This window comes from Qipengyuania sp. NPDC077563 (assembly GCF_044901345.1).
Lineage (GTDB): Bacteria > Pseudomonadota > Alphaproteobacteria > Sphingomonadales > Sphingomonadaceae > Qipengyuania > Qipengyuania aestuarii.
In genome coordinates, this window is sequence record NZ_JBJDPC010000001.1 from 1,154,788 (window position 1) to 1,165,853 (window position 11,066).

General features: G+C 63.2%; 7 protein-coding genes. 5 read left to right on the forward strand and 2 right to left on the reverse strand.

Features of this window, described 5'->3' with window-relative positions:
- Positions 1-9: 9 nt before the first annotated feature.
- Together ACI2I1_RS05605 and ACI2I1_RS05610 are read left to right on the forward strand one after the other, a co-directional pair.
- Entirely contained in the window at positions 10-3,198 is a 3,189-nt protein-coding gene (locus tag ACI2I1_RS05605) for an efflux RND transporter permease subunit (protein ID WP_404678256.1), read from the forward strand.
- Positions 3,199-3,209: 11 nt separating this feature from the next.
- The gene (locus ACI2I1_RS05610; RefSeq protein WP_404678257.1) at positions 3,210-4,646 is read left to right on the forward strand and encodes an efflux transporter outer membrane subunit; all 1,437 of its coding nucleotides are present in this window, start codon (positions 3,210-3,212) and stop codon (positions 4,644-4,646) included.
- A gap of 270 nt (positions 4,647-4,916) precedes the next feature.
- Here ACI2I1_RS05610 and ACI2I1_RS05615 read toward each other — a convergent pair whose 3' ends face one another.
- Both ACI2I1_RS05615 and ACI2I1_RS05620 read right to left on the reverse strand, forming a co-directional pair.
- Positions 4,917-6,329, reverse strand: coding sequence for a sensor histidine kinase (locus ACI2I1_RS05615; RefSeq protein ID WP_404678258.1), 1,413 nt, complete (start codon positions 6,327-6,329; stop codon positions 4,917-4,919).
- Positions 6,319-6,984: a response regulator transcription factor gene (locus tag ACI2I1_RS05620; protein ID WP_221543922.1), complete on the reverse strand. Its 666-nt coding sequence runs from the start codon at positions 6,982-6,984 to the stop codon at positions 6,319-6,321. The genes ACI2I1_RS05615 and ACI2I1_RS05620 overlap by 11 nt, the downstream gene beginning before the upstream one ends.
- Positions 6,985-7,084: 100 nt before the next feature.
- Between ACI2I1_RS05620 and ACI2I1_RS05625 the strand changes: the two genes are divergently transcribed.
- The 3 genes from ACI2I1_RS05625 (at position 7,085) to ACI2I1_RS05635 (ending at position 10,955) form a co-directional block, all read left to right on the forward strand.
- Positions 7,085-8,164 (forward strand): ABC transporter substrate-binding protein, encoded by a 1,080-nt coding sequence (locus ACI2I1_RS05625; RefSeq protein ID WP_404678259.1) that lies wholly within the window; start codon positions 7,085-7,087, stop codon positions 8,162-8,164.
- The gene (locus tag ACI2I1_RS05630; protein WP_404678260.1) at positions 8,161-9,555 is read left to right on the forward strand and encodes an OprO/OprP family phosphate-selective porin; all 1,395 of its coding nucleotides are present in this window, start codon (positions 8,161-8,163) and stop codon (positions 9,553-9,555) included. Before ACI2I1_RS05625 ends, ACI2I1_RS05630 begins: the two co-directional genes overlap by 4 nt.
- Positions 9,556-9,638: 83 nt before the next feature.
- Complete coding sequence (locus tag ACI2I1_RS05635) at positions 9,639-10,955, forward strand: CitMHS family transporter (RefSeq protein WP_404678261.1); 1,317 nt, start codon at positions 9,639-9,641, stop codon at positions 10,953-10,955.
- Positions 10,956-11,066 lie beyond the last annotated feature (111 nt).

Consider the following 11,066-nt stretch of genomic DNA (forward strand, 5'->3'; position numbering starts at 1 on the left):
AGTGCGTCCATGAACATTTCCCGCTTCTTCATCGATCGGCCGATCTTCGCCTGCGTCCTCGCGGTGCTGGTGACGCTGGTCGGTGCAATTTCCTACTTCTTCCTGCCGGTCAGCCAGTATCCCGACATCGTCCCGCCGACGGTAACCGTGAATGCGGTCTATCCAGGCGCCTCGGCCGAAACGGTGGCCGATACCGTCGCCAATCCGATCGAGCAGGAGATAAACGGCGTCGACGGGATGCTCTACCAGTCGAGCGAATCCACCGGCGACGGGCGGATGACGATCACCGTCACCTTCGCTCCGGGCACCGATCTCGACGAGGCGCAGGTGCTGGTCCAGAACCGCGTCGCGATTGCCGAGGCGCGGCTGCCCGAAGAGGTCCAGCGTCTCGGCATCGTCACCCGCAAAACCACGCCCGACTTCCTGATGGTGGTCAACCTGATCTCGCCCGACGGTTCGCTCGACCGGGAATATATCTCGAACTACGCGCAGACCCGGATCAAGGACCGGATCGCGCGGCTTGAGGGCGTCGGCGACGTCCAGATGTTCGGCCAGCGCGAGCTGGCGATGCGCGTGTGGATCGATCCGGGCCGCGCCGCCGCGCTAGGCCTGACGGGCAGCGATGTCGTGCGTGCGCTGAGGGCGCAGAACGTGCAGGTAGCCGCCGGTACGCTCGGCCAGCAGCCGAGCCCCGATTCCGCCTTCCAGCTCAATGTCGAGACGCAGGGGCGCTTCACCAGCCCGGACCAGTTCGGCGAGGTGGTGATCCGCACCGACGACCAGGGCCGCCAGATCCACGTCAGCGACGTGGCGCGGGTCGAGATCGGCGCGGCGGACTACGCGACCTCGGCCTACCTCAACGACACGGATTCGGTGATCCTGCCGGTTTTCCAGAAGCCCGGCTCCAACGCGCTCGCCGCGGCGGAAGGCGTCAAGGCGACGATGGACGAGCTGGCGGCCGATTTCCCGCAGGGCCTCGAATACCGGATCGTCTACAACCCGACCGAATTCATCGCCGAGAGCATCGATGCGGTGCTGCACACCCTGCTTGAAGCGGTGGTGCTGGTGGTGCTGGTGATCATCGTCTTCCTGCAGAAGGCGCGCGCCTCGATCATCCCGGTGCTCGCCATCCCGATCTCGCTCGTCGGCACCTTCGCGGTGCTCGCGATGCTGGGCTATTCGCTCAACAACCTCTCGCTGTTCGGGCTGGTCCTCGCGATCGGGATCGTGGTCGACGACGCGATCGTGGTGGTCGAGAATGTCGAGCGCAATCTGGAGGCGGGCTACAGCCGGCTGGAAGCCGCGCGGCGATCGATGGACGAGGTCGGCAGCGCGCTGATCGCGATCGTGCTGGTGCTGTGCGCGGTGTTCGTGCCGACGCTATTCATGGGCGGCCTGTCGGGCGAGTTCTACAAGCAGTTCGCGGTGACGATCTCCGCCGCCACCATCATCTCGCTGTTCGTGTCGCTCACGCTTTCACCCGCGCTGTCCGCGCTGCTTCTGCGGCCGCACGAGCACCTGCCCGAAAACGCGCCGCGCTGGCGCAAGGCGATCGAGAGGGCGGGCGACAAGTTCAACGCCGGGTTCGAGCGCTTCAGCGACAGCTATGCGCGCCTGACCGGGCGGCTGGTGGCGATGCCCCGGCGCATGATGCTCGCCTATGGCGTGCTGATCGGCCTCACCGGGGTCGCATTGGCGATGACGCCCACCGGCTTCGTGCCGCAGCAGGACCAGGGCTATTTCGTCTCGGTCATCCAGCTTCCCCCGGGATCGTCGACGACCCGCACCGATGCGGTAATGAAGAAGGTCGCCGAGCGTGTGCTGCCGATCGAGGGGATCACGGGCACGGTGATGCTGTCCGGCTTCGACGGCACGACGCAGACCCAGTCCGCCAGCTCGGCCGCCGCCTATTGGGTGCTCGACGATTTCCATCACCGTGAGGGCAATGGCCAGTCGATCGACGAACTGATCGCCAAGGCGCAGGCGGCGACCGCCGATATCAACGAGGCGCGCCTGATGATCGTCAAGCCGCCCGTCATTCAGGGGATCGGTTCCGCCGGCGGCTTCCGCATGATGCTGAAGGACGATTCCGGGCAGGGCTATCGCCAGATGCAGGACGTGGCCAATGCCGTCATCGCGCAGGCCAATCAGCAGGAAGGGCTGGCCGGCGTCTATACCTTCTTCGACACCGGCACGCCGCGCGTGAAGACCGATATCGACCGCGAAAAGGCGCAGATGCTGGGCGTTTCGCCGAGCGACATCTTCGACACGCTGTCGGTCTATCTGGGCAGCGCCTTCATCAACGACTTTAACCTTCTGGGGCGGACCTACCGTGTCACCGCGCAGGCGGATGCGAGCTATCGCGACGATGTCAGCGATATCGGCAACCTGTACGCCCGGTCCGGCAACGGGGCGATGGTGCCGCTGGGATCGGTTGCGACCGTGACCGACACCACTGGCCCGTACCGCGTCAGCCGCTACAACCTCGCGCCCGCAGTGGCGATCGACGGCGACACCGCGCCGACAAGCTCGACCGGGCAGTCGCTGGTGACGATGGAGAAGGTCGCGGCGGAAACCGTGCCGCAGGGCTATTCGACCGAATGGACCGGCATCGCCTTCCAGCAGGCCAGCACCGGCAACACCGCGATCTATGTCTTCGGGCTGGCCGTGCTGCTCGTCTTCCTGGTGCTGGCGGCGCAATACGAAAGCCTGATCATGCCGCTGGCGATCATCCTGATCGTGCCGATGTGTCTGCTGGCGGCGATGATCGGGGTCAATCTGATGGGCATGGACAACAACGTCCTCACCCAGATCGGGCTGGTCGTGCTGATCGCGCTGTCGGCCAAGAACGCGATCCTAATCGTGGAGTTCGCCCGGCAGGGCGAGGCGCTGCATGGGCTCTCGCCAATCGATGCGGCGGTGGAGGCGGCACGCACGCGCCTGCGCCCGATCCTGATGACCAGCTTCGCCTTCATCCTCGGCTCGGTCCCGCTGGTGATCGCGACCGGCGCGGGCGCGGAACTGCGCCAGGCGCTGGGCACGGCGGTGTGCTTCGGCATGCTTGGCGTGACCGGCTTCGGCCTGATCTTCACGCCCACTTTCTATGTCGTTTGCCGCGCTCTGGGCGACCGGCTCGTATCGCTGCGCGGCCCCCGGGGCAGCTCAGATGTGCGCCCCGCCATGCAGCCCGCCGAATAGGAGCCTTGCTCATGAATTTTCGCACATTTCTCTTCCCTGCCGTTTCCGCGTTGGCCCTGGCGGGCTGCGCGGCGGGGCCGGACCACATCGCGTCCCTTCCCATCCGCGATGTGGAAACCGGCCCCTTCCTCTCAGCCGAGGCAGATAGCGTATCCGCCGCGCCCCTCCCGCAGGATTGGTGGCGTCTGTATGACGACCCCGTTCTGGATGGATTGGTGGCCGATGCACTCGCCGCAAACACCGATATCGAGCAGGCCGTCGCCCGCATCGACCGTGCCCGTGCCGCGCTGCGGGGGGCGCGGGCGGACCGACTGCCGCAAGTGGGGCTAGACGCATCGGCTGGCTATGGACGCACGCCCGAAGCGCAGACCCTGCCGGGGCAGGACCGCGACGGTGGTCAGTTCTCGATCGCCGCCGATATCGCCTATGAAGTCGACCTGTTCGGCCGGGTGAGCAGCGGTATCGCGGCCGCGCGCGGCGATGTTGCCGCCGCCAGCGCCGATGCCGAAGCGGTGAGGGTGATGGTGGTGGCGGATACCACGAGCGCCTATGCCGATGCCGCCAGCGCGGCAGCCCGGTTGCGCGTGGCGCGCTCGATCGTCGACCTGCTCGAAGACAGCCTCCGCCTGACCCGGTTGCGGCATGATGCAGGCTATACCGATGGCCTGGCAGTGGCGCGGATCGAAAGTCTGGTGGAACAGCGTATGGCCACCATTCCCGCGATCGAGGCAGAGCGCCGCGCTGCCCTGTTCGCATTGGCCACTCTGACAGGCCGGGCGCCTGCGGAGCTGCCGGCGGATATCGGCGCACGAACGGTTCCGCTCGAAATCGCCGCGCCGCTGCCGGTGGGGGACGGCACGCAGATGCTCGCGCGCCGCCCGGATGTTCGGGCAGCCGAACAGCGCGCGCTGGCCGACGGAGCGCGGATCGGGATTGCCCGTGCAGACCTTTATCCGCGCATCACGCTGGGTGGGACTATCGGATCGGATACGACAAAGCTGGGAGATCTGTTTGCCGGAGGGCCGCTGGGCTTCGTGCTTGGCCCGCTGATCGATTGGGCTTTTCCCAATCGCGAGCCGGTTTACGCCCGGATCGATGCGGCCGAGGCGAATGCCGCCGGATCGCTCGCCGCCTTCGACGGAACCGTGCTCGTGGCGCTCCAGGAGGCGGAGACAGCCTTGTCGAATTACGCCCGTGCGCTGGAACGGCGGCGTATTTTGGTGGCAGCAGTAGCATCCGCGGAACGCGCCGCGCGGATCGTCCGCGCCCAGAACCGAGAAGGCCTGGTCAATTCCCTCGACACGCTGGACGCGGAGCGCACGCTGGCTGAAGCGAGCGCCGAACTCGCCGAGCAGGACGCCGCCGTCTCGCGAGATCAGATCGCGGTGTTTCGCGCCTTGGGCGGCGGCTGGCAGCAAGACATTGGAGGCCAAAATGGCGAAGAATAGGGATCCTTGGTGGCACCCCCACCGTGACGCCTTTGCCTCTGCAACCCTGGGGTTTTTGATCACCTCAGCTGTCCTGCTTTGGCCGATTCTTGCGCCTCCCGCTTAAGCCTTCAACGACACACATGAGAGGCTTTTAAGGGCAGACGAAGGTCAAATTTGCAAAATTTGCCGGCTTCTAAGCTGGCCTCAAATCAGTTTCTGAAACCTCTCCGCCAGTATCGCCGTTATGTTCTAATAATCCTGCCTCGTATATCCGCGGTCAGAAAGTCCCTACCTTTTATTACCGAAATTAGTGGTTTCCAAATCATGAGGAAAGGTCAGCGTGATTCGCAATCCCGGGTTAGCGTTCATGATCCTGAGTGAGGCGCCGAGCCGAGCCGCGGCCGAGCGGACGATGGCGAAGCCCAAGCCGCTGCCTTCGCTGCCTCGCGCGGTCGAAAACCTCGCGAAGCGTTCGCCGATCCGCGCCATTTCAGCTTCGGATAATCCCGGACCATCATCCTCGACCGCGATCGAGGAGCCGCAAACATCGTCACTTACCACGGTTATCAACACGGTCCCGCCGCGACGATTGTAACGGATCGCATTGTCTAGCAGATTGGAGAGGATCTCGAAGATTAGCGTGCGATGGCTCTTCACCGTGGCCTGCAACGGTGCCTCAAGATGAATATCTATTCCAGCGCCAATCGCCTGATTGATTCGCCGGTTGATGACAGCAGCCGCGACTTCGCCCAAATCGACAGTTTCGCGCCTTGGCGTGAAACCCTCTTCCTCTGCCCGTGCCAGCGCCAGCAGCTGGGTCAAGAGATGTTCGAGCCGGTCGGCTGCGGAGGCGATTTCCCCAAGCGCGTCGGGATTGCCACGACGGGCGAGCGCAACCTGTACCTTAAGCACGGCAAGCGGCGTACGCATCTGATGCGAGGCGTCGGCAGTGAAGCGCCGAATGCCCGACGTTGCACTGTCCAGCCGCGCCAGAAGCCTGTCGAAGGCGTCTGCCAATGGACGCAACTCGGCCGGCAAAGGACCGGACTGCAGAGGAGAGAGATCGGGCATCGCGCGCGTATCGCGGGCAGCCACGGCGTTACCCAACTGTGTCAGCGGCCGCAGGCTCCAGCCCAATGCCGGTCGGATCAGCGCCATCGCCACGCCGATCAGCATAAGCTCTCCCAGCAGCAAAAGCACAATTAGCCTCCGCCGGAGAGCGCGCCGACTGTCGAGTGTTTCAGCAAGCTGCACGATCACCGGCGCTTCGATCCCGGGCAATTCACGGCGCATTTCTGCAATGCGGATATCCTGATCCTTGTACCGTTCATAACGAAAGCGCGGCATTTCTAAGGGGACGTCGGCAATAAGGGGTGCGGACAGGTCGGCGTATCCGGTTAACGCCTTTTCGCCGACCGCGATGCGGTAATAGATATTGTCGCGCTCGCTATTTTCCAGCATCCCGAAGGCGGCCTCCGGAAGGTCGAGCGTTACCTGGCCCCGCTCGACCTCAACCGTTTCGGCAACCGCCTCCAGTGCGCCGCCGAGTACGCGATCATTCCCGCGCCGGACCACGTCCGCAATCAGCGTTGCGCCGGCAAGCCCCAACAGCGCGGCGATGACCAGCAGTGGTGCCAGCATCGTGGCGAGGAGCCGCGTCCGCAGCGCAAGCGTGGTCTCTTGCGCGTTCTCAGTCGCCATCGAGCATGTAACCCACGCCTCGGATCGTGCGAATGACCGGCCCGTCCGATGAGAGCTTGGTACGGAGCCGCGCGATGTTTACCTCGATGGCATTCGGACCGACGGGCTCGTCATAGCCGAACACCTCCGACTGCAGCGTCACGCGCGATACAATCTGGCCCGCACGGGTGGCCAGTGCATCAAGCACTGCCCATTCGCGCCGGCGAAGGTCGAGCGCGCGCGCGCCGACCCGCGCTTCGCCGCGCGACCGGTCCATCACCAGCATGCCGACTTTCAGTTCCGGCGTCGGATTACCGCCGCGCCGCCTGCCGAGCGCACGGATGCGTGCTTCCAGTTCCGCAGGCGCGAAAGGCTTGCGCAGGTAGTCGTCCGCTCCGAGGTCGAGCCCGTGCACGCGATCGTCGAGCCCGTCGCGAGCGGTCAGCATCAGCACCGGGACTCGGTTTCCACTGCGCCGAATCGTTTCGAGAACCGCGAAGCCATCTAGGTCGGGCAGGCCCACATCGAGGACGATGAGAGCATAGGCATCGTCGGCAGCGACCATCAGCGCATCCTCGCCGGTTGAGACATGATCGACCGCGTTCCCCGCCTCCCGCAACAGCTGAACGATGGCGCGGGCCAGTGCCGCGTCATCCTCGACAATCAGGATTCGCATGATGCTGCGGAGCCGTGAAAGGCGCATGAAAGGTTGCTTACATATCTCACGGTCGCAAGCTTATCCGAACTTAGAGACGGAAAGCGAGAGGACCTGATCGATGCGACTACTGATTTTGTCGATAGCGATGCTTGTGGTGGGTGCATCAGGATGCCGGGATGCGCAACGCCCGGCCGGCTATCCCCCATCCTATGAAACGCTGATCGCGTCGGCCCGCGAGGAGGGAATGGTGCGTGTCTATGGCGCTACCGACAGGGCCGCGGTGCAGCCTGCTATCTCCGGCTTTGAGGCGGCCTATCCAGGCATATCCGTGGATTACGAGGATCTGCAATCGCGCGCTGTCTACGACCGGGTGGTTCGCGAGAGCGATACTGGTCAGCCCGGCGCCGATCTGGTCCTGTCTTCAGGAATGGCTCTGCAGACAAAGTTGATCAATGACGGTTACGCGCAGGCCTATCGTAGCCCCGAGAAGCCCGCGCTTCCCACGACCGCAGTCTGGAAGGACATGGGCTATGGCCTAACTTCCGAGCCGATCGTCTTCGTCGTCAATCGCCAGCTTGTCCCTGCCGAGCAGGTGCCGCAGACGCACGATGCGTTCGAACAGCTGCTGGTCGATCGGCGCCAGGATTTCATGGGCAAGGTCACGACCTACGACCCCGCGAAAGCGGATGCGGGCTACCTCTACCTGACGGAAGATTATGCCACCACCCGCGACACAGAATCGCTGATCGAGGCCATTGCCGATACCCGGCCCATGCTGTCTTCCACCAGTGCGGAGATGCTGGATGCGGTGGCGGAAGGACGAGCAGCCATCGCCTATAACGTACTGGGCTCTTACGCTTTGGCCCGCGCTAAACGCGACGAGCGGATCCAGGTGGTCTTTCCGAGCGACTATACGATTACCGCGTCTCGGGTTGCCTTTATCGCTCGCGACGCTCGACATCCCGCAGCGGCGCAGCTTTTTCTCGACTTCCTGTTGTCGCGCAGCGGCCAGATGCTGCTCGCTCAGCAAGGGCTGTCGCCCGTACGGAGTGATATCGGCAATCGGATGCCCTCGCGGGAGCAGCAGCGACCAATCCGGATCGGGCCCCAGCTTCTCGTCCACCTCGATTCCATCAAGCGCCAGCGCTTTCTTGCCGAATGGCGCGCACTTCTTGCCGAAGGCTCAAATCCATCATGAACACGCTCCGTTTCACCTGTTCCGCGGTCGCAATGCTAGCCGCGTCGCCCGTGCTGGCGCAATCGCCGGCCGAGCCGGATCTCGAAGAACTGGTCCGCCAACAGGCTGCCGAAATTGCGGAACTGCGGGTCCGGCTCGACCGGCTGGAGCACGAGCGTGACGGTGTGGCTGCCGATGCTGAAACGCAGCAGATGGCGCAGATCGACCCAGCAGCAGACGCGGAGCAGACCAGCGCTTCGGGAGTGGTCGCCGACTGGGGCGACGGTCTGCCAACGTTTCGGTCCGCCAACGGCACCTACACCTTCAAGCCGCGCGGTCGCATCCTGGCTGATGTCAGCTCAACCTTCGGGTCGCGCTACGACGCGCGCAATCATACCGCGACTGGAATGCGCGCCCTCAGGATGGGTGTGGAGGGCGGCGTCGGACGCCGCTTCTTCTATCAGTTTGAAGCCGATTTTTCGGATAACGACATCGATGTAGCAAGCGCATTCCTGGGCTGGCGCGACTCGATCGGCTCCGAAATGGCCTACGACATACGAGTAGGCCACGTGTTCAATGATCGGAGCTTCGAAGGCAGCACGTCGTCAGATGCCACACCGTTCTTGGAACGGTCGGTGGTCGCCACAGCCATCATTCCGCAGCGCGGTTCCTACGGGATGGGGGCCATGTCGCGCCTGTTCTGGGACAACGGCCACGTCTCCTTGGCGGTTACTGGGGACCGGCTCGACGGAAACCAGAACACCGGCGACAGCCGCATCGTGATGACGCGGGTCCATTGGAACCCGGTCAAGTCCAATCGCGCTCTCATGCATATTGGCCTGTGGGGCTTCGACGAATACCTGTCACCGGGCGCCACCAACCTTGCGCGCAACACCTCCATCGGCGGCCGCTTCAACGATGCGCTACGCGTTTCCACCGGTGCCCTGTCGGGCGGGCGCAGCACCACCGGCTTCGGCGCCGAATTGGGTGCCTTTGCGGGCCCGGCCTGGGCAATGGCTGAATTTGGGGAGCGGCGCGCCAGACTGGATGCAGGCCGGTCCGACTTCCTGAGCGAAGCATGGAGCCTGGCAGGCGGATGGTTCGTGACGGGTGAATTGCCGCCCTACGGTTCACGCACTGGCAACTTTGGTCAACCGAACGTCTTGAATTCGGTCTTCAAAGGCGGGCCGGGCGCGATCGAATTGACAGCCCGTTACGAAAACATCGACTACACAAGCCTCGTCAAGGGCGGCGAGGGTTGGGCCGCGACGATCGGCACCAACTGGTATCTCAACGACTTCACACGTCTCCAGTTCAACTGGGTGCACTGGAATACCGACAATCAATCGGGTGCTTTCACAGGCCCCGATGGCGGGGAAACCATAGCAACCCGCATCGGCGTCACCTTCTGACCTGCTGACCGGATGGCGATGCTCGGCCCAAGCGCTCGCCGCCTGCACAAACGACAAGAAAAAAATCGAGAGGAACCTCCGCCATGCTAACCATAGCCGCACTTGCAACGATCATCACCGTGATGGTGCTGCTCATACTCAACAAGGTCACGCCCGTGGCGGCGCTGTGCGCAGTCCCAGTAGTGGCCTCACTCGCGGTTGGTTTCGGGCCCGAGGAGATCAGCGGCTTCTTTGAATCCGGCCTCGAACGGGTCGCCGGCGTCGCGATCATGTTCATCTTCGCGATTCTGTTCTTTGGCGTTTTGCAGGATGCCGGGCTGTTCCGGCCCATGATCGATGGGATCGTAAGACTGACCAAGGGCAATGTGGTGCTGGTGGTGATCGGCACCGCGCTGGTAGGTATGCTTGCGCACCTCGACGGTGCGGGAGCCACTACATTCCTCCTGACGATCCCGGCGCTGCTGCCGGTTTACAGACGCCTGAATATGAGCCCGCTGCTCATGCTGCTGGTGCTGGTCACCGGCGCTGGGATCTTCAACATGTTGCCGTGGGCCGGCCCCCTCGGCAGGGCCTCGGCGGTCACGGATCTCGACGTTACGGAGCTTTGGCGTCCGCTGATCGTGATCCAGGGACTTGGCGCAGGCGCCTTGGTACTGCTGGCTGTCGGCCTGGGTCTGCGGGAAAGACGCCGCGTCGCCGCAGCAGCAGCCAGCGGAGCGGCGCCGGATTCCAGCGACCTGCGTTCACCGCTGGCCGAAAGTTCCGTGTTGGACGAGACGCTGCTGCGCCCCGGTAATATGGTGCCGAACGCGGTCCTCTTCTTCGCCGTCATGGTTGCCCTCATTATCGGTATCCTGCCTGCCGGGCTGATCTTCATGTTGGGTTTTTCCGTGGCTCTCACGCTCAACTATCCGAACGTGAAAATCCAGCTCGAACGGATCAGCGCGCATGCCGGTCCAGCCATGATGCTGGCTTCGGTGATCCTTGCTGCAGGAGTGTTCCTTGGCGTGCTGGAGGGATCGGGCATGCTGCGCGCCATGGCCGACAATTTGGTGGCCGTGATGCCCGAATGGCTGCTGCCCCACCTGCATATTCTGATCGGCTTCTTCGGCCTGCCACTGGAACTCGTGCTTTCCACCGATGCCTATTACTTCGGCCTGCTGCCAGTTGTCATCGAAGTGATGCAACCGCTCGGGGTGCCGGACCAAAGCATCGTCTACGCATTGATGATCGGCAACATCGTCGGCACGTTCATCAGTCCGTTCTCTGCATCCTTGTGGCTTGCCCTCGGCCTGTCGGGGATCAGCCTGGGAGAGCATATCAAATACTCGCTGATGATCATGTGGGGATTTTCGCTCGTTTTGTTCGGCTTCGCTTGGATACTCGGCATTTTTCAATGAAAAATTTTATTGAGAATTTTTTCAGTTCCTTTACAATTCTACACTAAATCTTAACCATTTTACTGTTTTGCGAAAAACCTTAATCAAACCGAGACCTTCCATTTCTCCGTC

Excerpts from the sequence above, each read along its gene's own strand:
- ACI2I1_RS05625 (WP_404678259.1), top strand. The coding sequence starts at position 7,085 with ATGCGACTACTGATTTTGTCGATAGCGATGCTTGTGGTGGGTGCATCA.
- ACI2I1_RS05635 (WP_404678261.1), top strand. The coding sequence starts at position 9,639 with ATGCTAACCATAGCCGCACTTGCAACGATCATCACCGTGATGGTGCTG.
- ACI2I1_RS05615 (WP_404678258.1), bottom strand. The coding sequence starts at position 6,329 with ATGGCGACTGAGAACGCGCAAGAGACCACGCTTGCGCTGCGGACGCGG.
- ACI2I1_RS05620 (WP_221543922.1), bottom strand. The coding sequence starts at position 6,984 with ATGCGAATCCTGATTGTCGAGGATGACGCGGCACTGGCCCGCGCCATC.
- ACI2I1_RS05630 (WP_404678260.1), top strand. The coding sequence starts at position 8,161 with ATGAACACGCTCCGTTTCACCTGTTCCGCGGTCGCAATGCTAGCCGCG.
- ACI2I1_RS05610 (WP_404678257.1), top strand. The coding sequence starts at position 3,210 with ATGAATTTTCGCACATTTCTCTTCCCTGCCGTTTCCGCGTTGGCCCTG.
- ACI2I1_RS05605 (WP_404678256.1), top strand. The coding sequence starts at position 10 with ATGAACATTTCCCGCTTCTTCATCGATCGGCCGATCTTCGCCTGCGTC.